21 protein-coding genes are annotated in these 25,197 nt (G+C 68.5%); 14 read left to right on the top strand and 7 right to left on the bottom strand.

Annotation, left to right across the window (positions count from 1 at the left end; translation table 11 throughout):
- The first annotated feature begins 1 nt into the window (after window position 1).
- Together COA17_RS11610 and COA17_RS11605 are read left to right on the top strand one after the other, a co-directional pair.
- Window positions 2–2,173, top strand: coding sequence for an RNA degradosome polyphosphate kinase (locus tag COA17_RS11610; protein WP_245857760.1), 2,172 nt, complete (start codon window positions 2–4; stop codon window positions 2,171–2,173).
- A gap of 10 nt (window positions 2,174–2,183) precedes the next feature.
- The gene (locus COA17_RS11605; RefSeq protein WP_082740977.1) at window positions 2,184–3,683 is read left to right on the top strand and encodes a Ppx/GppA family phosphatase; all 1,500 of its coding nucleotides are present in this window, start codon (window positions 2,184–2,186) and stop codon (window positions 3,681–3,683) included.
- A 67-nt stretch (window positions 3,684–3,750) separates the two neighbouring features.
- On the opposite strand, the gene COA17_RS11600 is transcribed toward COA17_RS11605, so the two are convergent.
- Together COA17_RS11600 and rnd are read right to left on the bottom strand one after the other, a co-directional pair.
- Window positions 3,751–4,074, bottom strand: coding sequence for an I78 family peptidase inhibitor (locus tag COA17_RS11600; protein WP_096612588.1), 324 nt, complete (start codon window positions 4,072–4,074; stop codon window positions 3,751–3,753).
- Complete coding sequence (rnd, locus tag COA17_RS11595) at window positions 4,071–5,249, bottom strand: ribonuclease D (protein ID WP_096612753.1); 1,179 nt, start codon at window positions 5,247–5,249, stop codon at window positions 4,071–4,073. The genes COA17_RS11600 and rnd overlap by 4 nt, the downstream gene beginning before the upstream one ends.
- Before the next feature lie 178 nt (window positions 5,250–5,427).
- Between rnd and aspS the strand changes: the two genes are divergently transcribed.
- Complete coding sequence (gene aspS, locus COA17_RS11590) at window positions 5,428–7,224, top strand: aspartate--tRNA ligase (protein WP_096612586.1); 1,797 nt, start codon at window positions 5,428–5,430, stop codon at window positions 7,222–7,224.
- A gap of 74 nt (window positions 7,225–7,298) precedes the next feature.
- Here the strand turns inward: aspS and COA17_RS11585 are convergent, their stop codons facing one another.
- Window positions 7,299–7,928, bottom strand: coding sequence for a carbonic anhydrase (locus COA17_RS11585; protein WP_096612584.1), 630 nt, complete (start codon window positions 7,926–7,928; stop codon window positions 7,299–7,301).
- 53 nt (window positions 7,929–7,981) lie between these two features.
- Here COA17_RS11585 and lipA point away from each other — a divergent pair, with 53 nt between their 5' ends.
- Entirely contained in the window at window positions 7,982–8,905 is a 924-nt protein-coding gene (lipA, locus tag COA17_RS11580; RefSeq protein WP_066489750.1) for a lipoyl synthase, read from the top strand.
- Complete coding sequence (locus tag COA17_RS11575) at window positions 8,889–9,332, top strand: type II toxin-antitoxin system RatA family toxin (RefSeq protein ID WP_096612582.1); 444 nt, start codon at window positions 8,889–8,891, stop codon at window positions 9,330–9,332. The genes lipA and COA17_RS11575 overlap by 17 nt, the downstream gene beginning before the upstream one ends.
- A 63-nt stretch (window positions 9,333–9,395) precedes the next feature.
- Here the strand turns inward: COA17_RS11575 and COA17_RS11570 are convergent, their stop codons facing one another.
- From COA17_RS11570 to COA17_RS11560, 3 genes are read right to left on the bottom strand one after another with little or no spacing between them, the layout of a single operon-like run.
- Window positions 9,396–9,947, bottom strand: coding sequence for a CinA family protein (locus COA17_RS11570; RefSeq protein WP_066489748.1), 552 nt, complete (start codon window positions 9,945–9,947; stop codon window positions 9,396–9,398).
- The gene (locus COA17_RS11565; protein ID WP_176484881.1) at window positions 9,923–10,450 is read right to left on the bottom strand and encodes a hypothetical protein; all 528 of its coding nucleotides are present in this window, start codon (window positions 10,448–10,450) and stop codon (window positions 9,923–9,925) included. Before COA17_RS11565 ends, COA17_RS11570 begins: the two co-directional genes overlap by 25 nt.
- Entirely contained in the window at window positions 10,447–11,574 is a 1,128-nt protein-coding gene (locus tag COA17_RS11560; protein WP_096612580.1) for a bifunctional 2-C-methyl-D-erythritol 4-phosphate cytidylyltransferase/2-C-methyl-D-erythritol 2,4-cyclodiphosphate synthase, read from the bottom strand. The genes COA17_RS11565 and COA17_RS11560 overlap by 4 nt, the downstream gene beginning before the upstream one ends.
- Window positions 11,575–11,660: 86 nt before the next feature.
- Here COA17_RS11560 and dusB point away from each other — a divergent pair, with 86 nt between their 5' ends.
- From dusB to hflX, 7 genes are read left to right on the top strand one after another with little or no spacing between them, the layout of a single operon-like run.
- Window positions 11,661–12,659, top strand: a complete 999-nt coding sequence (gene dusB / locus COA17_RS11555) for a tRNA dihydrouridine synthase DusB (protein WP_096612578.1) — start codon at window positions 11,661–11,663, stop codon at window positions 12,657–12,659.
- Window positions 12,656–13,720: a two-component system sensor histidine kinase NtrB gene (locus tag COA17_RS11550; RefSeq protein WP_096612576.1), complete on the top strand. Its 1,065-nt coding sequence runs from the start codon at window positions 12,656–12,658 to the stop codon at window positions 13,718–13,720. The genes dusB and COA17_RS11550 overlap by 4 nt, the downstream gene beginning before the upstream one ends.
- Entirely contained in the window at window positions 13,717–15,162 is a 1,446-nt protein-coding gene (gene ntrC / locus COA17_RS11545; protein ID WP_096612574.1) for a nitrogen regulation protein NR(I), read from the top strand. Before COA17_RS11550 ends, ntrC begins: the two co-directional genes overlap by 4 nt.
- A gap of 52 nt (window positions 15,163–15,214) precedes the next feature.
- A complete protein-coding gene (locus COA17_RS11540; protein ID WP_082740979.1) occupies window positions 15,215–17,464 on the top strand; it encodes a sensor histidine kinase in 2,250 nt (749 codons plus the stop codon).
- A gap of 4 nt (window positions 17,465–17,468) precedes the next feature.
- Window positions 17,469–18,839 (top strand): nitrogen assimilation response regulator NtrX, encoded by a 1,371-nt coding sequence (gene ntrX, locus COA17_RS11535; RefSeq protein WP_066489730.1) that lies wholly within the window; start codon window positions 17,469–17,471, stop codon window positions 18,837–18,839.
- Between the two features lie 39 nt (window positions 18,840–18,878).
- The gene (gene hfq / locus COA17_RS11530; protein WP_281253321.1) at window positions 18,879–19,460 is read left to right on the top strand and encodes an RNA chaperone Hfq; all 582 of its coding nucleotides are present in this window, start codon (window positions 18,879–18,881) and stop codon (window positions 19,458–19,460) included.
- A 17-nt stretch (window positions 19,461–19,477) separates the two neighbouring features.
- The gene (gene hflX / locus COA17_RS11525; protein ID WP_096612570.1) at window positions 19,478–20,764 is read left to right on the top strand and encodes a GTPase HflX; all 1,287 of its coding nucleotides are present in this window, start codon (window positions 19,478–19,480) and stop codon (window positions 20,762–20,764) included.
- 12 nt (window positions 20,765–20,776) lie between these two features.
- Here the strand turns inward: hflX and mazG are convergent, their stop codons facing one another.
- Window positions 20,777–21,520, bottom strand: a complete 744-nt coding sequence (mazG, locus tag COA17_RS11520; RefSeq protein ID WP_096612751.1) for a nucleoside triphosphate pyrophosphohydrolase — start codon at window positions 21,518–21,520, stop codon at window positions 20,777–20,779.
- Between the two features lie 99 nt (window positions 21,521–21,619).
- Between mazG and COA17_RS11515 the strand changes: the two genes are divergently transcribed.
- Entirely contained in the window at window positions 21,620–24,136 is a 2,517-nt protein-coding gene (locus tag COA17_RS11515) for a DegT/DnrJ/EryC1/StrS family aminotransferase (RefSeq protein WP_096612568.1), read from the top strand.
- The gene (locus COA17_RS11510) at window positions 24,133–25,173 is read left to right on the top strand and encodes a glycosyltransferase family 2 protein (RefSeq protein ID WP_096612566.1); all 1,041 of its coding nucleotides are present in this window, start codon (window positions 24,133–24,135) and stop codon (window positions 25,171–25,173) included. The genes COA17_RS11515 and COA17_RS11510 overlap by 4 nt, the downstream gene beginning before the upstream one ends.
- Window positions 25,174–25,197 lie beyond the last annotated feature (24 nt).

Here is a 25,197-nt window from a genome sequence, read left to right as displayed (position 1 = left end):
GATGGCGCGCCTCGATGCCGACGACGCGCTGGACGATCCGTTCCGCGATCGCGACGGCGGTCGCTATTTCAACCGCGAACTGTCGTGGCTGGCGTTCAACCGCCGCGTCCTGGACGAAGCGTGCAACCGCGCGCACCCGCTGCTGGAACGGCTGCGCTTCCTGGCGATCTCCGGCGGGAACCTCGACGAATTCTTCATGGTGCGCGTCGCAGGGTTGAAGGGGCAGCAGATCCAGGACGTCGACGCACGTTCCGCCGACGGCCTCACCCCGGCGCAGCAGCTGTCCGCGATCGTCGCCGAAGCGGATGCGCTGATGGCCAGCCAGCAATCGGTGTGGCGCGACATCCGCGCCGAGATGGCGGAGGCCGGGATCCGCGTCCCCGGCCACCGCTCGCTCGACAGCGCGCTGGATGCCGAGCAGCTGGCATGGCTCGAAACGCATTTCCGCGAACAGCTGTTTCCCGTCATCACGCCCCAGGCGCTCGACCCGGCGCATCCGTTCCCGTTCCTCCCGAACAAGGGGATGGCGGTGATGTTCGATCTGGTCCGCCGCTCGGACAAGGAACCGATCCGCGAACTGGTGATGCTCCCCGGCGCGATGCCGCGCTTCGTCCGACTGCCGGGGGAGGGGGCGTGCTACATCGCGGTGGAATCGGTGCTCAAGCGGTTCTCCGGCACGCTGTTCCCCGGATACGACGTGCTGGGCGCCGCCGAATTCCGCGTCCTGCGCGACAGCGATATCGAGATCGAGGAGGAAGCGGAGGACCTGGTCCGTTATTTCGCCAACGCCATCAAGCGGCGCCGGCGAGGGCGGGTGATCCGGATGGAACTGGAAACCGGGATGCCCGAGCCGCTGGCCGCGGTGCTGCGCGACGAACTGGGCGGTTCCGACGCGATCGTCACCGAAACCGGCTCGCTGCTCGGCATCGGCGATCTGGCGCTGCTCGCGGATGAGGATCGCCCGGACCTGAAGTTCGTGCCCTTCACCCCGCGTTTCCCGGAGCGTATCCGCGAATTCGGCGGCGACTGTTTCGCCGCGATCCGCGCCAAGGACATCGTCGTCCACCATCCGTATGAGACGTTCGACGTCGTGCTGGCCTTCCTGAAACAGGCTGCGAACGATCCCGACGTCGTCGCGATCAAGCAGACCCTGTATCGCGCGGGCAAGCAGTCGGCGGTCATCAACGCGCTGATCGCCGCGGCGGAAAACGGCAAGGCGGTGACCGCCGTCGTGGAACTGAAGGCGCGTTTCGACGAGGAACAGAACCTGCAATGGGCCAGCGCGCTGGAGCGTGCCGGTGTACAGGTGGTGTACGGCTTCATCGACTGGAAAACTCATGCCAAGGTCGCGATGGTCGTCCGGCGCGAGGGCGGGGTGTTCCGTAGCTACTGCCACTTCGGCACCGGCAACTACCACCCGGTCACCGCGCGCATCTACACCGACCTCAGCTTCTTCACCGCCGATCCCGCGATCGGGCGCGATGCGGCGCGGATGTTCAACTACATCACCGGCTATGTCGAGCCGGAGGACATGGAGACGGTCGTCCTCAGCCCGCGCTCGCTGCGCAAGAAGCTGATGGCCTGTATCGACGCCGAGATCGCCAATGCCCGCGCCGGTCGCCCCGCCGCCATCTGGGCCAAGATGAACTCGCTGGTCGATCCCACGATCATCGAGAAACTGTACGAGGCGAGTGGCGCGGGGGTGGAGATCGAGCTGATCGTGCGCGGCATCTGCTGCCTGAAACCGCGCGTGCCGGGCATGTCGGACAATATCCGCGTCACCTCGGTCGTCGGCCGCTTCCTGGAGCACAGCCGCATCGCGGTGTTCGGCAACGGCGCGGCGCTGCCCAACGACGGTGCGCTGGTCTACATCTCCTCGGCCGACTGGATGCCGCGCAACTTCGACCGCCGCGTCGAATATATGCTGCCGATCGAGAATGAGACGGTGCACGACCAGATCCTCGATCAGGTGATGGTCGCCAATCTCATTGACAACGAACAGAGCTGGGATCTGCAATCCGACGGCAGCTATGTGCGGATCCAGCCGCCCGCCGATGCCAAGGGGTTCAACCTGCACCGCTATTTCATGGTCAACCCGTCGCTGTCCGGCCGCGGCGCCGCGCTGGAGGCGGGGGTCGAGGTGCCGACGCTTTCGCTGCGCCGCCGGTCGTAGGCTGCCGGGAATGTCGCTGCCGCTGTCGCCGCGCCGCATCATGTCCGCCATCACCGGCGCGGACGAGGAGCCGCGTACCGCGATCATCGATATCGGATCGAATTCGATCCGCCTCGTCGTCTATCAAGGGCCGCCGCGGCTGCCCGCGACGCTGTTCAACGAAAAGGTGCTGGCTGGCCTTGGCCGCAGCCTGGCGGCATCGGGTAAGATCGACGAACAGGCGATGGCGATGGCCGCCACCGCGCTGCACCGCTTCGCCGCGCTCGCCCGCGAAATGGCGGTCGGCAGCATCCGCACCGTCGCCACCGCGGCGGTGCGCGACGCCAGCAACGGCGCGGCACTGATCGCGATCGCCGAAGCCGCCGGCCTCACCGTCGAGATCCTGCCGGGCGAGGAGGAGGCCCGCGCCGCGGGTATGGGCGTGCTGTCGGGCATTCCCGATGCCGACGGGATCGTCGGCGACCTGGGCGGCGGCAGCCTGGAACTGGTGCGGGTGAAAAACGGCGAGTTGTTGCAGCGCACGTCCTTCCCGCTCGGCGTCCTGCGGATCGGGCCGCTGCGCGAAAAGGGCAAGCTCGCCGGCCATGTCCAGAAACTGCTGGCGCAGCATGGCTGGATCGGCGCAGGGAAGGGCCTGCCGCTCTATCTGGTCGGCGGGTCGTGGCGCGCGCTCGCGCGGCTCGACATGGAGGCGACCCGCTACCCGCTGCCCGTCATCCACCAATATGCTATGCCCCCCGCCACCATCGCACGGCTGCGGCGCACGCTGGCGCATGTCGGCAAGGCGCGGCTGAAGGCGATCCCGGGCCTGTCGTCGGGCCGCATCCCGACCCTGCTCGATGCCGCCGGACTGCTGTCGGCCTTGCTCGACCAGTTGCGCAGCAGCGGGACGGTGGTGTCCGCCTACGGCCTGCGCGAGGGGTTGCTCTACGCCGCGCTGCCCGACGACGTGCGGGCGCAGGATCCGCTGATCGTCGCCGCGCGGGACGAAGGCCGCCGCAGCGGGCGCTTTCCCGAACACGGCGACCTGCTCGCGCAGTGGATCGCCCCGCTGTTCGGTGACGACAGCGCCGCCGACGCGCGCATCCGCATCGCCGCGTGCCAGCTGGCCGACGTGGGCTGGCGCGCCAACCCCGAATTCCGCGCCGAACGCGGGCTGGAAATCGCGATCCACGGCAATTGGGTGGGGATCGACGGGCGCGGACGCGGGATGCTGGGGCAGGCGCTGTGGACCAGCCTGGGCGGCGACCTCACCAGCCCCGCGCCGCTTCCCGGACTGGCGGGGGAGGCCGACCTGCGCCGCGCGATGCGCTGGGGGCTGGCGATGCGGCTCGGGCAGCGGCTCAGCGGCGGCATCGCCGGCCCGCTGGAACGCTCGTCGCTGGCGCTCGACGGATCGCGGCTGCGACTGCGCCTCGCCGATGACGATGCCGCGCTGTACGGAGAGGCCGTCCAGAAACGCCACCGTGCGCTGTCGGCGCTGATGGGGCACGAACCCAGCCTGGCATAGCGGCCATAGCGGCGCGACGAATGCAGGAACCGCCCCGGCATGGTGCCGGGGCGTATTCCCGCCCCGCTTACCCGCAGGTCAGCTTGACGATCACCCCACCGGCATCGGTTTCGATGTTCAGCCGGTCGGCGCGAAAATCCATCGTCAGGATCGCGCCGGTAACATAGCGCCGCACCGATCGCGCACCGGACAGGCGCTTCGCCTTATCGGCCACCGCGTCCGCCCGCTGCCCGATCAGCGCCTGTGCCGGGTTGGCGTCGCATTTCGCACCCGGCACCTCGGCCACCGCGCTGCCGGGCGCGGGTGAGGTCGAGGCGGGGCCGGCGCCCTGCTGCTGCGCACAGGCGGCCAGCGCCGGCAGTGCCGCCACCGCGATAACCGCGCGCATCATGCCGCCACCCCCTCGGTCCGCGTCATCTTCAGCTTGCCGCCCTGCACCGCGAAGCCCAGCCGGCCCTCGACCAATTCGAGCGCGTCATGCCCGAACTGGTCGTAGCGCCAGCCCTCCAGGATCTGCAGGCCCTTGCGCTGCCCGGCGGCCAGCGCCTCCAGCTCCTCGCCACGCGCCAGCAGCCGCGGCGCGACGTCGATGTCGCGCGCGCGGATCTTCAGCAGCAGCTTCAGCAGGTCGGCGACCAGCGCCCCCTCGCGCCCGAGGCCCGGCTTGCGGTCGTCGCGCGGCGGCAGTTCGTCGTCGGACAGCGGGCGCGCGCCCTCGATCGCCGCGATCAGCCGCGCACCGATATCGTTCGACGCCCAGGTCTGCGACAGCCCGCGCACCTTCGCCAGATCGGCCTGCTTGCGCGGCGGATGGCCGGCCAGGTCGGCGATCGTCTCGTCCTTGACGATGCGGCCGCGCGGCAGATCCTTGGCCTGCGCCTCCAGCTCGCGCCAGCGCGCGATCGCCTTCAACCGGCCCAGCACGTCCGCCTTGCGGCTGGCGACGCGCACGCGCTTCCACGCCATGTCGGGGTCATTGGCGTAATTGGCCGGATCGGCCAGCCGCTCCATCTCCTGGTCCAGCCACGCGCCGCGCCCGGTCTTCTTCAACCGCTCCAGCATCCGGGGGAAGATCGCCGACAGATGGGTGACGTCGCCGATCGCATATTCGATCTGCCGCGCGTCCAGCGGCCGGCGCGCCCAGTCGGTGAAGCGCGCGCCCTTGTCCACGCTGATCCCCAGCCAGCTGTCGACCAGGTTCGAATAACCGATCTGCTCGCCCTGGCCCAGCGCCATTGCCGCCACCTGCGTATCGAACAGCGGGTGCGGGGTCTTGCCGGTCAGGTTGTAGATGATCTCGATATCCTGCCCGCCGGCGTGGAACACCTTCAGCACGTCCTCATTGTTGGTCAGCAGCGTCAGCAGCGGCGACAGGTCCAGTCCCGGCGCCATCGGATCGATCGCGGCGGCTTCCTCGGTATCCGCGATCTGAATCAGGCACAGCTCGGGATAATAGGTACTCTCGCGCATGAACTCGGTGTCGACCGTCACGAACGGGGCGTCGGAAAGGCGGGCGCAAAGGTTGGCGAGCGTCGCGCTGTCGGTGATGAGGGGATGAACGTGCATAAGGACGACGCCCATATACCCGTGCGCGCGGGTTGACAAAGAGGGTTCGGACGGGGGAGGGGCGCGCTGTATCCCAATTCCGTCACCCCAGCGCAGGCTGGGGTCTCATGCCGCGAGCGGGCGCTTGCCGCCGGAGACCCCAGCTTTCGCTGGTGTGACGTACACTCAGAGAAAACCCATGCACGCCTATCGCACCCATCATTGCGCCGCGCTCACCGCCTCCGATGCGGGCGCCAGCGTCCGCCTGTCGGGCTGGGTCCATCGCAAGCGCGATCACGGCGGCGTGCTGTTCGTCGACCTGCGCGACCATTACGGGATTACCCAGATCGTCGCGGACAGCGATTCGCCCGCGCTGGCGCTGCTCGATGGCTTGCGCGTCGAATCGGTCGTGACGATCGACGGCACGGTGAAGCTGCGCTCGGAAGCGACCGTGAACCCCAACCTGCCGACCGGCGCGATCGAGGTCTATGCCCGCGCCGCGACGGTGCAGAGCGCCGCGGCGGAACTGCCGATGCCGGTGTTCGGCGATGCCGAATATCCCGAGGAGATCCGCCTCAGGAACCGCTTCCTCGACCTGCGCCGGGAAAAGCTGCACGCCAACATCATGCTGCGCTCGGCGGTCATCGCCTCGCTGCGCCGCCGGATGATCGACCAGGGCTTCACCGAATTTCAGACCCCGATCCTGACAGCGTCCTCGCCGGAGGGCGCGCGCGACTATCTGGTGCCCAGCCGCGTCCATCCGGGGAAGTTTTACGCGCTGCCGCAGGCGCCGCAGATGTTCAAGCAGCTGCTGATGGTCGCCGGCTTCGACCGCTATTTTCAGATCGCACCCTGTTTCCGCGACGAGGATGCGCGCGCCGATCGCTCGCCCGGCGAATTCTACCAGCTCGATTTCGAGATGAGCTTCGTCACGCAGGACGACGTCTTCGCCGCGATCGAGCCGGTGCTGCACGGCGTGTTCGAGGAATTCGCCGACTGGCAGGGGAAGGGCCGCACCGTCAGCCCGCTGCCGTTCAAGCGCATCCCGTACCGCGAATCGATGCTGAAATACGGCAACGACAAGCCCGACCTGCGCAACCCGATCCTCATCAGCGACGTCAGCGCGCAGTTCGCCGGTTCCGGCTTCGGCCGCTTTGCCTCGATCGTGGAGGCGGGCGACGTCGTGCGCGCCATCCCCGCGCCGGGCACCGCCGACAAGAGCCGCAAGTTCTTCGACGACATGAACGCCTGGGCGCAGTCGGAAGGGTTCGCGGGGCTGGGCTATGCCACGCGCAAGGGCGGCGAATGGGGCGGCCCGATCGCCAAGAACCATGGCGAGGACAAGATGACCGCGATGGCCGACGCGCTCGGCCTCGGCCCCGACGATGGACTGTTCTTCGCCGCCGGCCCCGTCGCGCAAGCGACGAAACTGGCCGGGCTGGCGCGCACCCGCGTCGCCGAACAGCTCGGGCTGATCGACCAGTCGCGGTTCGAATTCTGCTGGATCGTCGACTTCCCGATGTTCGAATATGACGAGGACGCGAAGAAGGTCGATTTCAGCCACAACCCCTTTTCGATGCCGCAGGGCGAACTGGAGGCGCTGGAGACCAAGGATCCGCTCGATATCCTCGCCTATCAGTACGATATCGTCTGCAACGGCGTGGAACTGTCGTCGGGCGCGATCCGCAACCATCGCCCTGACATCATGTACAAGGCGTTCGAGATCGCCGGCTATTCGCAGGCCGACGTCGACACGAACTTCGCCGGCATGATCAACGCCTTCAAGTTCGGCGCGCCCCCGCACGGCGGCTCGGCACCGGGCGTCGACCGCATCGTCATGCTGCTCGCCGATCAGCCGAACATCCGCGAGGTCATCGTCTTCCCGATGACGCAGAAGGCCGAAGACCTGATGATGGGCGCGCCCAGCTTCGTCAGCGCCAAGCAGCTGCGCGAACTGAACCTGCGCTCCACCGCGGAAGTGCCGAAGGGCGAGTAGATCCCTCACCCTTCCGGCGCTTCGCGCCTCCCTCCCTCTCCCGCCGGGAGAGGGAGGGGTGAGGGTGATGCGCGTTACGCCGGCTCGAACGCGCCGCTGTCCTGCAGCACGCGCAGCTTGCCGTCGGCGATCGCGAAGACGGCGCCGTGCAGCTCCAGCGTCCCGGCCTCGACCCGCTCCTTCACGAACGGGAAGGTCATCAGGTTCCTGAGCGAGGTGCGCACGCCCTCCTGCTCCAGCGCGGTCTGGCCCTCCGGGGTCTTGCCGTGCTCGGCGATCACCTTGGCGCGCGCATCGTCCAGCAGCTTGATCCACGACGCGACGAACCCGCCTTCGCCCGGCGCCGCATCCTTCAGGTCACCCGACAGCGCCGCCTTGACGCCGCCGCACGCGCCATGGCCCAGCACCAGGATCTCGTCGACCTTCAGCACGGTGACCGCGAATTCCAGCGCCGCCGACACGCCGTGCAGGCCGCCGCCGGTCTCGAACGGCGGGACCAGGTTGGCGACGTTGCGCACCACGAAGATCTCGCCCGGACGGCTGCCGAAGATCGTCGCCGGCTCCACCCGGCTGTCGGAACAGGCGATCACCATCACGCGCGGCGACTGGCCCTCGGCCAGTTCCTTCCACCGGTCGCGTTCCTCCAGCCATTCGGTGCCGCGGAACCTGTAATAGCCGTCGATCAGATCGTGGAACTTGCTCATTCGTCAAAAACCCTTTCGTTGTCTGTTGGCGTCGGAATCGCTATCTGCGCCGCATGAACGACCTGACACCGATCAAGGCTCCCCAGCGCACCCGCAAGCCCGACTGGATCCGCGTGAAGGCGCCGACCAGCGAAGGGTTCGCCGCGACCCGCGCGCTGATGCGCGCCAAAAGCCTGACGACCGTATGCGAGGAAGCGGCCTGCCCGAATATCGGCGAATGCTGGACCAAGAAGCACGCGACGGTGATGATCCTGGGCGACACGTGCACGCGCGCCTGCGCGTTCTGCAACGTGAAGACCGGGATGCCCCGCGCGGTCGATCCCATGGAGCCGCAGAACGTCGCCGATGCGGCGGCGCAGATGGGGCTTGAGCATATCGTCGTGACCTCCGTTGACCGCGATGATCTGCCCGACGGCGGGGCAAAGCAGTTCGTGAAGGTGATCGAGGCGATCCGCCGGACCAATCCGACGACCACGATCGAAATCCTCACGCCCGATTTCCGCAATAAGCACGAAGCCGCGGTGGAGGCCATCGTCGCCGCCCGCCCGGACGTATATAATCACAATCTGGAAACGGTGCCGCGGTTGTACCCCACGATCCGCCCCGGCGCGCGCTATTACGCCTCGATCCGCCTGCTGGAGAGCGTGAAGAAGCTCGATCCGTCGATCTTCACCAAGTCCGGCATCATGCTGGGGCTGGGCGAGGAGCGGCTGGAAGTGCACCAGGTGATGGACGACATGCGCTCCGCGGACATCGATTTCCTGACGATGGGCCAGTATCTGCAACCCACGCCGCGTCATGCGAAGGTTGCCGATTTCGTCACCCCGGCCGCGTTCGACGCCTATGCCGCGATCGCGCGGGCCAAGGGGTTCCTGCTGGTCGCCTCCTCGCCGCTGACGCGGTCGAGCTATCACGCCGGGGACGATTTCGCGAAGATGAAGGCCGCGCGCGAGGCGAAGCTTGCCCAAGCACGCTGAGACGCGCCGCCTGCCGTACACCCCCGAACAGATGTTCGATCTGGTCGCGGACGTGCGCCGCTACCCCGAATTCCTGCCGTGGGTCACCGCGATGCGCGTGCGGCAGGATGACGAAAGCGCCACGGTCGCCGACATGATCGTCGGGTTCAAGGGCTTGCGCGAAACCTTCACGTCGAAGGTCGGCAAGCAGCGGCCGGAGACGATCCATGTCGAATATGTCGACGGGCCGCTCAAGTACCTGCGCAACGACTGGCGCTTCCGTCCCGATGGGGAAGGGGGCTGCCTGGTCGATTTCTCGGTCGATTTCGCGTTCAAGAACCGCATGTTCGAGATGCTCGCCGGTCAGGTGTTCGGCGCCGCGCTGCGCCGCATGATCGGCGCGTTCGAGGAGCGCGCCGCCGCCCTCTACGGCAACGACCGCCGGTAGCGTTCGCGACACGTGCCCATGGAAATGGTCGCGGCTGGTCGGGGCGCGCTCCGTCCCCGCCAGCTATTTCTCCGCGTCGGTCGGGGGCGTATCGGGCATCAACAGGTCAAGCGCACATAGCGCCGCCTGCAACCGCACGCCACCGCGCCCCAGATCGCCGAACATCCGCTTGTCGGCGACCACGTCGGAGGGATCGGCGTCGCGCTCCGCCCGCGCGAACACGACCGTTCCGACCGGCTTCTTCTCGCTTCCGCCGCCCGGCCCGGCGACGCCGGTGATCGCGACCGCGACGTCCGCGTCGCTTTTCGCCAGCGCGCCTTGCGCCATGCTCCACGCCACCGCGATCGATACCGCGCCGAACGTGTCCAGCACGTCGCCGCTGACCCCCAACAGATGTTGCTTGGCATCGTTGGAATAGGTGACGAAGCCGGCTTCCAGCACCTCGGAGGAGCCGGGGATTTCGGTCAGCGCGGCCGCGACCAGCCCACCGGTGCAGCTTTCCGCCACCGCGATGCGGCGCCCTGCGGCACGGTTCGCGTCGATGACGCGGCGCGCGGCATCGACCAGCGCGACGGGAAGGGTGGTGTCGGTCACTTCGCCTCCGGGGCCGGGCATACCGGCAGGTCGGGGATGCTCTTCTGCCGCCCCTTGGCCTTCTCGGCCTTCAGATACTGCAATGTCGCCACGACGATCCCGGCGGTATTGCGCGCCGGCAACGGCTCCAGCAAGGTTACCAGCCGGTCCAGCGTCCCGCAATCGGACGGCTGGATACGGCCCGTGATCTGCGGTGCGAAGACGGACGTCAGCATCGTTCGGGCATAATCGCTCATCAGCAGCATCTCCACCGCCGGATCGCTCAGCTTGGCGATGGCGGTGCGCGCCGCGGGCCAGGCGCGATCCGCCTCGGCATCGTATTTCGCCAGAAACGCGCCGCCGGTCCGCCGCAGCAGGCTGGACGCCGGCAGGGCGGAACAGACGCGACCGGCGTCGCGGATGATCTCGGGCAGCGCGACCAGCGCGATCGATTCCGCATCCGCGGCGCTCAGGCAACGGGTCTGCGCGACCGCCGGGCTGGCCACCAGCGACAGCGCCGCGGCGATGGCGGACAGCATCTTCATGCCGCCTGTCCCGCTGGCAGCGTCACGGTCGCCACCGCCTGCGCGGCGATCCCCTCGCCGCGGCCGGTGAAGCCCAGTCGCTCGGTCGTCGTCGCCTTCACGCTGACCCGATCGGTTGTCAGGCCCAGAAGTTCCGCGATCCGCGCCTGCATCGCGGCGCGGTGCGGGCCGATCTTGGGCGCCTCGCACATCAAGGTCAGGTCGACGAAGGTAATCCGTCCGCCCTTCGCCTCCACCAGTGCGCGTGCGTGGCGCAGGAACTGGCCGGATTCGGCGCCGCGCCATTGCGGGTCGCTGGGCGGGAAATGCGTGCCGATGTCGCCGGCCGCGATCGTGCCCAGCACCGCGTCGGTGATCGCATGCAGCGCGACGTCGGCGTCGCTGTGCCCCGACAATCCCTGGTGGTGCGGGATGCGCACGCCGCCCAGCCACAATGGCTCGCCATCCTCCAGCCGGTGGACGTCGAAGCCGCTGGCGCTGCGCGTCTCGGTGCCGATGCGCGCCGCCGCGGTGGCGAAATCGGCGGGGTAGGTGATCTTCTCCAGCATCGCATCGCCCTCCACCAGCGTCACGTCATGCCCCAGTGCGCGGACCATCTGCGCATCGTCGGTCGCCTCGCCGCCGGTCCATTGCGCATGGGCACGTGCCAGCGTCTCGACCCGGAACCCCTGCGGGGTCTGGACACGGTGCAATCCGTCGCGCGGCACGACGCCGCCGTGCGCATCGACCAACGTATCCGCGACGGGCAGCACCGGAATAGCCGCTTCCGCGCTATTCAGCGCGCCCAGAACGCGGTCGATGACCGCATGCGACAGGAACGGGCGGGCCGCATCGTGGATCACGACTCGCTCCGCACCGTGCAATTTCGCCAGCCCGGCGGCGACCGACTCGCGACGCACCGCACCGCCTGCCACCCATTCGGCGTCCGGAACGGCGTTTTTCAGCAGCGTTTCGTGCTCGGGGGCGATCACCACCAGCACCTTTTCGATCGCCGGATGCGTCGACAGCGCGTCGTAACTCCACGCGATCATCGCGCGGCCCGCCACATCGGCGAACTGTTTGGGCACGGCACTGCCGCTGCGCGTGCCCGATCCGGCGGCGACGATAAGGGCGACTTGGGTCATCCCTGCGCCGCCTAGCGGTTCCGCACGCGCCTTGCCAGACCCGCTCGCTTCCCCTACCTGCCTGTTTTTAAGGCAGCTCCCCCCCGATGACCGCGCTCTCTCCCATCCAGATCGGCCCCGTGACGATCGACCAGCCGGTCGTGCTGGCGCCGATGACCGGCGTCACCGACCAGCCGTTCCGCACGCTCGTCCGCCGCTACGGCTCGGGCCTGAACGTCACCGAGATGATCGCGAGCCAGGCCGCGATCCGCGAAACTCGCCAGTCTCTTCAAAAGGCTGCGTGGCATCTCTCGGAGGAGCCGGTATCGATGCAGCTGGTCGGCTGCACCCCGCACGAGATGGGGGAAGCGGCGAAGCTCGCCCGCGACAAGGGCGCCGCGATCATCGACATCAACATGGGCTGCCCGGTGCGCAAGGTGACCAACGGCGACGCCGGCTCCGCCTTGATGCGCGACCTCACGCTCGCCACCGCGATCATCCGCGCCGTCGTCGCCGCCGTCGACGCTCCCGTGACGCTCAAGATGCGCATGGGCTGGTGCCATGACAGCCTCAACGCGCCGGAACTGGCGAGAATCGCTGAAGATCTCGGTGTGCAGATGGTCACCGTCCACGGCCGTACCCGGAACCAGATGTACAAGGGGTCGGCCGACTGGGGCTTCATCCGACGGGTCAAGGATGCGGTGTCGATCCCGGTGATCGCCAATGGCGACATCTGCGGCGTCGAGGACGCCGAGGCGGCGATGGCGCAGTCGGGCGCGGACGGCATCATGATCGGGCGCGGCGCCTATGGCCGCCCGTGGCTGCTGGCGCAGGTGATGCACTGGCTGGCCACCGGGGGGCGGATGGCCGATCCATCGATCGACGAACAATATCGCGTCATCACCGAGCATTACGACATGATGCTCAGCCATTATGGCACGTTCACGGGTGTCAACATGGCGCGCAAGCATATCGGCTGGTACACCAAGGGGATCCCCGGCTCCGCCGAGTTCCGCAACAGGGTGAACCAGGAACCCGATGCCGATCGCGTCAAGGCGATGCTCGCGGAATTCTACGCGCCGCACCGGATGCGGGACGGCGCATGATGCTGGCACAGCGCGGCCCGGACGAGGCGGAGTTGCTCGCCGCGCTGCCCGTCGCCGTGCTGGTCGTCGATCCGGACGATCGCATCGCGCGCGCCAATGCCGAATGCGAGACGCTGCTGAACCTGTCCGAGCGCGCGATGCTCGGCCAGCCGGTCGATGCCATCCTGAAGTTGCCGGAGGCCGCGACCCGTCGCGAAGGCCACGCCTTCGCCGCGTTCGACGCTGATCTGGAGACGTTCCGCGGGGTACGCATTCGCGTCGACGTGATCGAGACGGCGATCGTGGAGCATCCCGGCTGGCGAACGATCACGCTCCACAACGCCGCGGCGTCGCGCCGTCTTGGCATCTCCTCCGAACGCGCCGCTGCGGCGCGCTCCGCGGTGGGGGCCGCCGCGATGCTCGCGCATGAGATCAAGAACCCGCTGTCCAGCATCCGCGGCGCGGCGCAATTGATCGCGGACGGGGCGGCGGCGGACGACCTGACGCGGCTGATGATCTCGGAGGTCGATCGCATCGCCGCGCTGATCGACCATATGGAGGATTTCACCGACACCCGCCCGCGCGAAACCGCGCCGCTCAACATCTATCCGCTGCTGGCGCATGCCCGCGACGTCGCGCTGGCCGGCTTCGCTCGGGGGATCACGATCGAGGAACGCTTCGACCCCTCGCTGCCGCAGGCGCTGGGCAACCGCGACGCGCTGCTTCAGATCATCCTCAACCTGCTCAAGAATGCGGCAGCGGCGCTCGGCGATCGCGGCGAGCGGCGGATCACGCTGGCGACCGCCTATCGCCATGGTATCACCGTGCCGACCGGCAAGGGCGGCGCGCGAGTCGCGCTGCCGATCGAGATCTGCGTGATCGATACCGGCCCCGGCGCCCCCGACGATATCGCCGAGCATCTGTTCGATCCGTTCGTGTCGAGCCGACCCGAAGGGAAGGGGCTCGGCTTGGCACTGGTCGACAAGTTGATCCGCGATATGGGTGGAATCGTTCAATATTCCCGCGAGGGGCAACCCCACCAGACGGTGTTCCGCCTGCTCCTGCGCCGGGCCAGCGCGTGACCGCAGGCCGCATCCTGCTGGTCGATGACGACGATGCCATCCGTACCGTCGTGGTCCATGCCCTGAAACGCGCCGGGCATCAGGTGCGCGCGGTCGCCACCCTGGGGGAGCTGGCGCGCGAGATGCGCTCGCACCCGCCCGACGTGCTGCTGACCGACGTCGTGCTGCCAGATGGGGACGGCATCGATCATGCCACGCGGATCGTCGCCGACCATCCCGACATGCCGGTCATCGTCCTGTCGGCGCGCAACACGCTGACCACCGCGGTGCGCGCGAACGAGGCGGGCGCCTATGACTATCTGCCCAAGCCGTTCGACCTCGACACGCTGACCCGCACCGTCGCCGCGGCGCTGGCCCGCCGGGCGGCCAATGCGGGTGAGGCGACGCCGTCGGAGGATGCGTCGCTGCCGCTGATCGGCCGTTCGCCGGCGATGCAGGACGTCTATCGCGTCATCGCGCGTGTGGTGTCGAACGACCTGACCGTGCTGGTGTCGGGCGAATCGGGGACGGGCAAGGAACTGGTCGCACGCGCGATCCACGATCTGGGGGCGCGCCGGGACGCGCCGTTCGTGCCGATCAACATGGCCGCGATTCCGCGCGAACTGATCGAGGCCGAACTGTTCGGGCACGAACGCGGCGCCTTCACCGGCGCGGCGCAGCGCAGCGCCGGCCGCTTCGAACAGGCGGCAGGCGGCACGTTGTTCCTGGACGAGATCGGCGACATGCCGCTCGAGGCGCAGACCCGGCTGCTGCGCGTGTTGCAATCGGGCGAGTTCACCACGGTCGGCGGCGCGCGGACGATCCGCGCCGACGTGCGCATCGTCGCGGCGACCAACCGCGATCTGCAACAGGCAGTCGTCACCGGCCAGTTCCGCGAGGACCTGTACTACCGGCTCAACGTCGTGCCCATCGCGCTGCCCGCGTTGCGCGAACGGCGCGGCGACATCGCCGAACTGGCGCGGCACTTCCTGGATCGCGCCGCCGAAGCGGGGCTGCCGCGCAAGACGCTCGACGCCGCCGCGGTCGCGGCGCTGGAGGCCTATGACTGGCCCGGCAACGTGCGGGAGCTGGAAAACCTGATGCGGCGGCTCGCCGCGCTGTCGCGCGACGACCATATCGGCGCCGCCGAGGTACGCGCGACGATCGGTTCCGCCACGCCTAACGCGGATGCGGTGCCCGACGCGGGGATCGACGCTGCCGTCCATGCGATGATCGAGCGGCTGGCTCGCCAAGAGCCCCGCGCGCTCGATGACGGCTCGCTGTACGCCCGTGTCATTGCCGAAGTGGAGCGCCCGTTGATCGAGGCGATGCTGGCACGGCACGGCGGCAATCAGCTGCGCGCGGCCCGCGCGATGGGGCTGAACCGCAACACGCTGCGCAAGCGACTGGACATGCTCGGCATCGAGGTCGCAACGGGATCATGTGCCGCTTCCGACGGATGAAGCGCACAAATATGTGTTCTCGATGCAACAGGGATGTTGTAACGATGACATGATGACCGCGGGAGCCGCGCCCCCTTCCTCGTTGCGTCCGACGCTGCGCCCCGGCGGCTGGCCGGTCGTCACGCCTGTCGTGGAACTGACGGTACTGGGTGCCGCCATCGCTGTGGCGATCGGCAGCTATTTCGTGGTCAAGGGAGAGGGCGGGGCCGATGGCCTTCTCGCTCCCCCGATCGTGGCGCTGCTGCTGGTTGCGAATCTGGTCGCGGGGATCGCGCTGCTGATGCTGCTCGGTCGCCGGATCGCGCGCAGCCGCGCGGCACGATCGCCGGTCGGCGGGGAGGGGGTGCTCCATGTCCGCCTCGTCCTGCTGTTCTCGATCGTGGCGGCGGTGCCGGCGCTGCTGGTGACGATCTTCGCGTCGCTGCTGTTCCAATATGGCGTGCAATTCTGGTACTCCGACCGCTCGCGTGGGATGTTCGAGAATGCCGCCTCGCTGACGCGCGCCTCCTATGACCAGATCCTCCAGCGGTGGGAGGAAGCGACGATCACCATGGCGGACGATCTGTCCGCGTTCCTTCGCGAGGAGCCGATCGACGGCGCGGCCTTCCCCAATTTCTTCGGGCGACAGGTCTATTACCGCAGCCTGTCCGAAGGGGCGCTGTTCGCGCTCAATCCGCGCGGCGGGCTGCAGACGCTGGCGGTCGTCAATCCTTACGAGATCGACATCGCGCGCCAGATCACGCCGCAGGCGATCGCACGGCTGCAAAAGGATCAACGACGCAGCGACGTCGTCATCACCGGCGACCGGATCCAGGTATTCACGCGCCTTCCCGGCACGGCCGACGTCTACCTGTACGCCGCGCGCGTCACCGATCCCAAGGAGATGACGACGCAGACGACCCGCGCGGAGGCGGCGCTGCGAAACTATCGCCAGCTGTTGGCCAAGGCGCGCTCGCTCCAGTTGCAGTTCAACGCCGCGCTGTTGATCGTCTCGCTGCTGATCGTTGCCTTCGCGGTGTGGATCGCGCTGGCGGTTGCGGACCGGCTGGTGCGCCCGGTCGGCGAACTGGTCGACGCCGCGCGACGGGTGGAGGACGGCGACCTGTCGGCCCGCGCGCCCGATACGCTCGATCGCGACGAGCTGGGGACGCTCACCACCGCGTTCAACAGCATGACCGCGCGGCTGGAAACGCAGAACAACGCGCTCGTCACCGCCTATGCCCAGCTCGACAACCGCCGCGCGCTGATCGAGGCGGTGATGTCGGGGATTTCGGCGGGGGTCATCTCGGTCGACGGCAACGACCGGACAATCCGTCTCATCAACAGCTCGGCACAGCTGCTGCTGGGGCTGGAGGCGTCGCCCGTGGGACGCCCGCTGGCCGAGGTCGCGCCGGACCTCGCCCCGCTACTCGACAAGGGAGCGCGCGAGGCGACCGTGCAGCTCAATGTGCAGGGCGAACCGCGCACCTTCGCGCTACGCATCGCGCGAGACGGCGGCGGGCCGATCATCACCTTCGACGATATCACGCAGCAGCTGACCGACCAGCGCCGCGCCGCCTGGGCGGATGTCGCGCGCCGCATCGCGCATGAGATCAAGAACCCGCTGACCCCGATCCAGCTGGCCGCCGAGCGGCTGCAACGCCGGTATGGTAGCAAGATCGAGGCGGGCGACACCACCTTCGCACGGCTGACCGACACGATCGTCCGGCAGGTCGGTGACCTCAGGCGGATGGTCGACGAATTTTCGTCGTTCGCGCGGATGCCCAAACCGGTGTTCCGCGAGGAATCGCTGGTCGACATCGCGCGCCAGACGATGTTCCTGCATGAAGTGGCGCACCCCGGCATCCGCTTCACGCTGGACCATCGCGATCCGGGCCCGACGCTGGTGTGCGATCGCCGCCAGATCGGCCAGGCGCTGACCAATATCGTCAAGAATGCGGTGGAGGCGGTCGAGGCGGCGGATCGCGGCGAAAGCATCGTGACGATGACGCTGGCCGAGACCGGCGAACGCACCGTCATCACCGTCGCCGACAGCGGCGTCGGCCTGCCGGTCGAGCGCGACCGGATCGTCGAACCCTATATGACCACGCGCGCGCGCGGCACCGGGCTGGGGCTGGCGATCGTCAAGAAAATCGTCGAGGAGCATTTCGGCACGATGACCTTCACCGACCGCCCCGAGGGCGGCACCATTGTCACGCTGTCGTTCGATACGGCGCAGCTTCACGCGCTGGCGACGAACGACGCATCGCCTTCCCAGGACGACGATCGCACGATCGCCGCCCTCACCAGAAACCGGATCTGACGCCATGCCGATCGACATCCTGGTCGTCGACGACGAACTCGACATTCGCGAACTGGTCGCCGGCGTGCTGGAGGACGAGGGCTATGGCACGCGCACTGCGGGCGACAGCGATTCCGCGCTGGAGGCGATCGCCGCGCGACGCCCCAGCCTGGTATTGCTGGACGTCTGGTTGCAGGGATCGCGGCTCGACGGACTGGATCTTCTGGAGGAGATCAAGCGGCGCGATCCGTCGATCCCGGTGCTGGTCATTTCCGGTCACGGGACGCTGGACACCGCCGTCGCCGCGATCCGCAAGGGCGCGGCCGACTTCATCGAAAAGCCGTTCCAGGCCGAACGCCTGCTGTTGATGGTCGAACGCGCGACCGAGACAGAGCGTCTGCGCGCCGAAGTGGCGTCGTTGCGCGCGGCAGCCGGGCGGGGCACCGACCTGACCGGAAGTTCCACCGCGATCAACGCCGTCCGCGCCACGCTGAAGCGCGTTGCCGGCACCGGCAGCCGCGTGCTCATCATGGGGCCGGCGGGCGTCGGCAAGGAGGTTGCGGCGCGGCTTCTGCACGGCTGGAGCCAGCGCGCGCACGCCAATTTCGTTATCGCCAGCACCGCGGGGATGAGCCCCGAGCGCGTCGAGGAAGACCTGTTCGGGATGGAGGAGGGCGGCGACCTGGTACGCACAGGCCTGTTGGAACAGGCGCATGGCGGCACGCTGTTCCTGGACGAGATCGCCGACATGCCCGCCGCGACGCAGGCGCGCATCCTGCGCGTGTTGACCGACCAGAGCTTTACCCGCGTCGGCGGCACGCGCGTGGTGAAGGTCGACGTGCGCGTCGTATCGGCCACCGCGCGCGACCTGTCGATCGAGATTGCGGAGGGGCGCTTTCGCGAAGACCTTTATTACCGCCTTAACGTCGTTCCCGTCTCGATCCCCCCGCTGGCCGAACGGCGTGAGGACATCCCGCCGCTGGTCGAGCATTTCGTGGCGCATTACGCGGCCGAACGCCGCGTGCCTGTGCCGGAGATCGCCACGGATGCGCTGGTCGCGCTTCAGTCCTACGACTGGCCGGGCAACGTGCGCGAACTGCGCAACGTGGTCGAACGGACGATCATCCTGGCTCCCGGCGACCGTATCGGGCGGATCGACCTGGACCTGCTTCCCGGTGAGGTGCTGGGCGGGCAGGATGGCGGCGCCGGGACCAGCGCGATCATGGGCGCCCCGCTGCGCGAGGCCCGCGAGACGTTCGAGCGGGAATATCTTCGCGTCCAAATCCGCCGCTTTTCCGGCAACATCAGCCGGACGGCCAGCTTTATCGGGATGGAACGCTCGGCCTTGCACCGCAAGCTGAAGCTGTTGGGCATCACCGACACGCGCGAGGAATAACGCACGCGCCACGTCTGGACGCAGGACACGGCGGTCCCTATTTTCGGCCGGTCGCAACGACGACGTACCCGACGCCGGCAACGGCGCGCCACGCGGGGAACCTCCCGCCAAAAACAAGGATATCATTCCATGGCCGACAAGCAGACCTCGCTCCAGGACCTGTTCCTGAATGCGCTGCGCAAGTCCAAGACCCCGGTGACCATGTTCCTGGTCAAGGGCGTGAAGCTCCAGGGGATCGTCACCTGGTTCGACAATTTCTCGGTCCTGCTGCGGCGCGACGGCCAGTCGCAGCTGATCTACAAGCATGCGATCTCCACCATCATGCCGGCCGGTCCGGTTGACGTCTCCGGCATCGTCGGCCAGCTGACCGAACAGCCGAAGAAGCAGCCGCAGTTGCAGGACATTTTCTTGTCGGCGGTGCGCAAGTCGGAAGATCCGGTGACGATGTTCTTGGTCAACGGCGTGATGTTGCAGGGCGCGATCGCCGGCTTTGATCTGTTCTGCATGCTCCTCCAACGCGACGGCATGGCGCAGCTGGTCTACAAGCACGCCGTTTCCACCATCCAGCCGTCGCGTCCGTTGAACCTGGCCGAGGAAGCCGGCGTCGCGGATGAGGATTGAGCGGCGGGGATGACGTCTTGAGCACCGGTTTCGAGCGCGACCGCGACGAGTTCAGCCGCGGCGCGCGCGCGATCGTGGTCTACCCGGATCTGGGCGGTTCGTCGCGCGACGCCGACGCCAGGCTGGAGGAGACCGCGGGCCTTGCCGAGGCGATCGGGGTCGTCGTCGTCGACCGCCTATCGTTCCGCGTCCGTACCCCGCGTGCCGCCACGCTGATCGGCTCCGGCCAGATCGAAGAGCTGGCAACGCGCGCGCGAATGGAGGACGCCGGCCTGATCGTCGTCGACGGCAGCCTGTCGCCGATCCAGCAGCGCAACCTCGAAACCGCGCTGGAGGCCAAGGTGATCGACCGCACCGGCCTGATCCTTGAAATCTTCGGGGAGCGGGCCGCGACCGCGGAGGGGCGGTTGCAGGTCGAACTGGCGCATCTCGACTATCAATCGGGGCGGTTGGTGCGCAGCTGGACGCACCTGGAACGCCAGCGCGGCGGCTTCGGCTTCCTGGGCGGCCCGGGCGAAACGCAAATCGAGGCCGACCGCCGGCTGATCCGCGACTGGATGGCGCGGCTGCGGCGCGAGCTGGAGCAGGTGACCCGCACGCGCGGTCTGCATCGCGAGCGGCGGCAGCGCGCGCCCTGGCCGGTGATCGCGCTGGTCGGCTACACCAATGCCGGCAAGTCGACACTGTTCAACCGCCTGACCGGCAGCCATGTGATGGCGGAAGACCTGCTGTTCGCGACGCTCGACCCGACGTTGCGCCAGATCGCGCTGCCCGGCATCGACAAGGCGATCCTGTCCGACACGGTGGGGTTCGTTTCCGAACTGCCGACGCAGCTGGTCGCCGCCTTTAAGGCGACGCTGGAGGAGGTGGTGTCCGCGGATCTGCTGATCCACGTCCGTGACGTCGCGCATCCCGACACCGCCGCGCAGAAGGCGGATGTGGAGGGGGTGCTGACCGACGTCGGCGTCGCGGAAACCACTCCGCGGATCGAGGCGTGGAACAAGCTCGACCTGCTGAGCGGCGACGCGCGCGAGGAACTGCTGGTCGAGGCAGCGCGCCGCGACGACGTCATCCCGCTGTCCGCGCTGACGGGGGAGGGCGTCGATGCGTTGATCCGCCACGTCGCCGAACGGCTGACCGCCGGTCATCAACGCTATTCTGTGACGCTCGACGCCGGGGACGGGGCGGGGGCCGCATGGCTCCACGCGCATGGCGAGGTGCTGGCACAGGACGTGGAAGGCGCCAGCGTCACCTATGAGGTGCGGATGGCGCCCAGCGATTACGAACGGTTCGCCACGCGCTGAGATCGCCCGCCGTCAGCCGTGCTCGGCGGCCTTGGCGGCGCGCCACAACTGTTCCTTGGCGTCAAGGTCCATGCCCGCGAACGCCGCGCCGCCCATCTCCTCCATCTGGCCGAAGCGGCGTTCGAACTTGCCATTGGCCGCGCGCAATGCCGCTTCGGGGTCGACGCCCAGATGCCGCGCCCAGTTGACCACCGCGAACAGCAGGTCGCCGATTTCCTCCTTGCGCGCGGCATCGTTCGCGGCGCCGGCGACCTCCGCCAGTTCCTCGTCGATCTTGGCGCGCGGCCCGTCGGCGTCGGGCCAGTCGAAACCGACACGTCCCGCCCGCTTCTGCAGCTTCTCGGCGCGCGCCAGCGCAGGCAGGCCCAGCGCGACCCCGTCCAGCGCGCTCCGTGCCCCGCGCGCCGATCGCTCGGCGGCCTTCACCTCTTCCCATCGGTGGTGGCCGCCCTCGACCTCGTCGCCGAAGATATGCGGATGGCGTCGCTCCATCTTGTCGCTGATGGCGTCGACCACATCGGGCAGGGCGAAGGCGCCGGCTTCCTCGGCGATCCGGCTGTGGAACACCACCTGCAGCAGCAGATCGCCCAACTCGTCCTTCAGGTCCGCCAGATCGCCACGCTCGATCGCGTCGGCCACCTCATAGGCTTCCTCGATCGTATAGGGCGCAATCGTCGCGAACGACTGCGCACGGTCCCATTCGCATCCGCCCGGTCCGCGCAACCGCGCCATGATCGTCACCAATCGCTCGATCATCCCAATCCCCGCCATGAGTAAAACCCGGCCGATACGGGCACGAAGTCTTAAGTCCCACGCCTCATAACGCGCGTCATCGCGCCACCAAATGGACTTTCGATGGACCTGCCCCTTATCGCCCCGCGTCCCGCACGGCTCAGCCGGATGATCGCGCAACTGGAAGCGGTCGAGGCGTCGGGCACGTTCAGCAACAACGGGCCAGTGGTGCAGCAATTCGAGCAGGAGATGACCGAGCGATTGTTCGGCGGGCGCGGCGCATGTCTGGCGGTGGCGAATGCGACTCTGGGGCTGATGCTGGCGCTGCGGCACGCGCTCCACGGCCGCGACCCGGCGCGGTCGCTGGTGATCATGCCTTCCTTTACCTTTGCCGCGACGGCGCAGGCGGCGCTGTGGTGCGGCGCCACGCCGTTGCTGGCGGACTGCGATCCCGACGACTGGGCGCTGGATACTGCCGCGATCGGCCGCCTGATCGAACGCTACGGACGGCGCATCGGTGCGATCGTGCCCTACGCCACGTTCGGGAACAGCATCGATCTCGATCATTACGCCTGGCTGGCGCGTCGCCACGATCTGGCGGTGGTGGTGGACGCCGCCGCGTCGCTCGGCTCGCAGGATGCCGAGGGGCGGGCCTTCGGCACCGACGCGCCGTTTCCGGTGGTCTTCTCGATGCACGCGACCAAGACGTTCGCGACATCGGAAGGCGGTGTCGTCTATTGCCGCGATGCGGCGACGATCGCGGCGTTGCGCTCGATGGCCAACTTCGGATTCGACGGCGCGCGTTCCGCGACGCTGCCGGGCCTGAACGCCAAGCTGGCCGAGGTTCCCGCGCTGCTGGCGCTCGCCAAGCTTGACGAGATCGATGCCGTTTCCGCGCATCGCGAAACGCTGGCGGCGCGCTATCGCGAGCGGCTCGGCCGCTTCACATTGCAACGCCCCGCGGGGCATCGCCAGGCGATGCAGTTCTTTCCGGTGCTGCTGCCGCCCACGCTGGCGCCGCATCGCGACGCGATCGTCGCGCGCCTCGCCGAGCGCGGAATCGGTGCCGGCGCCTATTTCAGCCCGCATCTGGCCGAGCAGCCACACTTCCGCGAGACCTGCCTGATCGACGATCTGCCGGTGACGCACGATATCGCCGCGCGTGCGGTTGTCCTGCCGGTCACGGACGCGATGACGATCGCCGACGTCGACCGCGTCGCGCAGACATTCGGCCAGGTGTGCGACGCCATGCCGCGGCCCATCCGGGCGGCCGCCGCGGTACCCGCGGATCGCGAACTGGCCGCGGTCATTATCGGCGGAGGGCCGGCTGGCACCGCGCTGCTGTGTGCAGCGACAAAGGCGGGACGCTTGGAGCAGATGGGAGCGCTCGGCACGACGATCGTCGATCGCGGCGATCGCGTCGGCGCGGGGTTGCTCGGCCGCTATGGCATCACCTCGGACAGCAGCGCCGAAACCTTCCTCACCGCCGACGCCGCGCTGCCCCCCGGCCTGTCGCTCGCCGGCGAGCCGGAGGAGCAGGCGATCCGCGCGCATATCGGGGGGCTGGGCGTACCGCTGCCCAAGGTGGGTGCGTACCTCGACCGGCTCGGCTCGGTCCTGTCCGAGCGACTGTGCGCGCTGGGCGGCGCGGTGCTGACCGGGCACGAGGTCGTCTCCGCCCGCCATGGAGCGGACGGCCTGTGGCATGTGCGGGCGCGCGAACGCGCGGACGGCAGCTCGGTCGAGCTGTCCGCCCGTTCGATCGTCGTCGCCACGGGCGGGCACCAGCCCGCGATCCGCCTGGTGGAGGAAAAGGTCGCCGGCCACACGCTGGTCGAACGCTGCGGCAGCCGGCTGATCCAGTCCGACACCTTGCTGCGCGAGGAGGGCGTGGAGGCACTGCGGCACCTGCTCGGCGATCGCGGACGTCCCCTCCGGATCGCGATCGTCGGCGGATCGACCAGCGCCATTTCCTGTGCCGCGCGCCTGTTAAAGGCGCAGCCCTCGCTGGCGCTCAACGCCGGCTCGATCACCGTTCTGCACCGTCGGCCGCTCCGGCCGTTCTACCCCTCGGCAGAGGCGGCGCGCGCCGACGGCTATGACGATTTCACCGCCGACGATATCTGCCCGGTGTCGGGATTCGTCTATCGCCTCGCCGGCTTTCGGCTGGAGGCGCGGGAGCTGGTGATCCATTCGCTGGGCATCAACGGCCGCCGCGGCGATCCCCGCCTGCGTCTGCACCGCATGGCCGACGACGACGCGGCGTTGCGCATCCTGGACGACGCCGACTGCGTGGTCGCCGCCTTCGGCTATCGTCCCAACGCCCTGCCGCTGCTCGACGAAGGCGGGCGCGCGATCCGCCTGCGCAGCGACGGGCCGACCCATGGCGCGATGGTGGACGATCGCTGCCGGCTGGTCGATACAGCCGGGGCGCCGGTGCCGGGCGCGTTCGGGATCGGGCTGGCGGCCGGCTATGTCCCTTCGGGCCAGCTGGGCGGCGAACGCAGCTTTCGCGGCCAGGCCAACGGCCTGTGGCTGTGGCAGAACGATGTCGGCCGCATCATCGTCGATCAACTGCTCGCGCGGGCGACTGATGAGGCGGAGTTGGGCGGGGCGAGGACCGCGAGCGTCGCACAATGAGCGATCCGCAGGTCAGCGTCATCATCGCGGCCTATAACGGCGCACGCCTGATCACCGAGACGATTGCGAGCCTGACCGCGCAGACGCTCCGCGATTTCGAGATCGTCGTCGTCGACGATGCCTCTACGGACGACACGCTCGCCGTCCTGCGCTCGATCCCCGAACCGCGGCTGCGGATCGTCGCTGCGCCCGCGAACGGCGGCCCCGCGGTCGCGCGCACGATCGCGTTGGAGCATGCGCGTGGGCGCTATATCGCGGGGCTGGACCAGGACGACCTGTGCCGCCCCGACCGCCTTGCCCGACAGGTTGCCTTTCTGGACACGCATCGCGACACCGTCCTTGTCGCGTCGGCCGCGGAGCCGTTCGGGGAAGGGGGGCTACCCGCGGTTGCCTCGCACGCCGGACTTACCGACCCCGACACGATCGACTGGCGACTGAGCTGGTGCAACCCGCTGGTGTGGTCAAGCGTGATGATCCGCGGCGACGCCGCCCGTGCGCTCGACCCGTTCGAGCGCGACGCCGTGCGGTTCGCGGAGGATTTCGACCTGTATCACCGCATCAGGTCCTTCGGCCGGATCGCGCGGATCGACGCGCCTCTGATCCGCTACCGCCATCACGCCGGCGGCGTGTCGAAACACACCCGCGATCGCATGATCGCCGCCGCGGGCGAGGTGCTTGCGATACGCTATGCCGACGCCATGGGCGATACGGCGCCCCGTGCCGGCGCGTTGATGAGCCGCCATGCCGCCGCACGGCTGCCGGTGCCAGACGCAGAGACGCTGGGGGAAATCAGCGGCATGCTTGCGGTCATCGTGCACGTGTTCGGGCCGCTGGCACCGTCGGTGGCCCCGTCGGAAGCGGACAGATTGTGGTGGCAGATCGCGCGCTCCGGCCTGCGCCGCGGACGTTATGGCATCACCGACGTGAAGCGCGCCCGCCGCATCTTCATCCGGTCGAGCCCTGGCAACGTCCATCCGGCGATTCTGCGCGATGCGGCGATCGGCTGGGCGCGCCGCCGCTGGCAGCAAGGGAGATGAAAGCCTCCAACCGACAAAGCCGAT

It is taken from the genome of Sphingomonas ginsenosidimutans, assembly GCF_002374835.1.
Lineage (GTDB): Bacteria > Pseudomonadota > Alphaproteobacteria > Sphingomonadales > Sphingomonadaceae > Sphingomonas > Sphingomonas ginsenosidimutans.
This window is presented reverse-complemented; position numbering and strand designations above follow the sequence as displayed.

Coding starts and splice junctions, on each gene's coding strand:
- COA17_RS11540 (WP_082740979.1), top strand. CDS start 15,215: ATGACCGCGGGAGCCGCGCCCCCTTCCTCGTTGCGTCCGACGCTGCGC.
- COA17_RS11605 (WP_082740977.1), top strand. CDS start 2,184: ATGTCGCTGCCGCTGTCGCCGCGCCGCATCATGTCCGCCATCACCGGC.
- COA17_RS11510 (WP_096612566.1), top strand. CDS start 24,133: ATGAGCGATCCGCAGGTCAGCGTCATCATCGCGGCCTATAACGGCGCA.
- rnd (WP_096612753.1), bottom strand. CDS start 5,249: ATGCACGTTCATCCCCTCATCACCGACAGCGCGACGCTCGCCAACCTT.
- ntrX (WP_066489730.1), top strand. CDS start 17,469: ATGCCGATCGACATCCTGGTCGTCGACGACGAACTCGACATTCGCGAA.
- COA17_RS11560 (WP_096612580.1), bottom strand. CDS start 11,574: ATGACCCAAGTCGCCCTTATCGTCGCCGCCGGATCGGGCACGCGCAGC.
- COA17_RS11565 (WP_176484881.1), bottom strand. CDS start 10,450: ATGAAGATGCTGTCCGCCATCGCCGCGGCGCTGTCGCTGGTGGCCAGC.
- COA17_RS11585 (WP_096612584.1), bottom strand. CDS start 7,928: ATGAGCAAGTTCCACGATCTGATCGACGGCTATTACAGGTTCCGCGGC.
- COA17_RS11600 (WP_096612588.1), bottom strand. CDS start 4,074: ATGATGCGCGCGGTTATCGCGGTGGCGGCACTGCCGGCGCTGGCCGCC.
- aspS (WP_096612586.1), top strand. CDS start 5,428: ATGCACGCCTATCGCACCCATCATTGCGCCGCGCTCACCGCCTCCGAT.
- COA17_RS11610 (WP_245857760.1), top strand. CDS start 2: ATGGCGCGCCTCGATGCCGACGACGCGCTGGACGATCCGTTCCGCGAT.
- mazG (WP_096612751.1), bottom strand. CDS start 21,520: ATGATCGAGCGATTGGTGACGATCATGGCGCGGTTGCGCGGACCGGGC.
- COA17_RS11570 (WP_066489748.1), bottom strand. CDS start 9,947: ATGCCCGGCCCCGGAGGCGAAGTGACCGACACCACCCTTCCCGTCGCG.
- COA17_RS11550 (WP_096612576.1), top strand. CDS start 12,656: ATGATGCTGGCACAGCGCGGCCCGGACGAGGCGGAGTTGCTCGCCGCG.
- COA17_RS11515 (WP_096612568.1), top strand. CDS start 21,620: ATGGACCTGCCCCTTATCGCCCCGCGTCCCGCACGGCTCAGCCGGATG.
- dusB (WP_096612578.1), top strand. CDS start 11,661: ATGACCGCGCTCTCTCCCATCCAGATCGGCCCCGTGACGATCGACCAG.
- lipA (WP_066489750.1), top strand. CDS start 7,982: ATGAACGACCTGACACCGATCAAGGCTCCCCAGCGCACCCGCAAGCCC.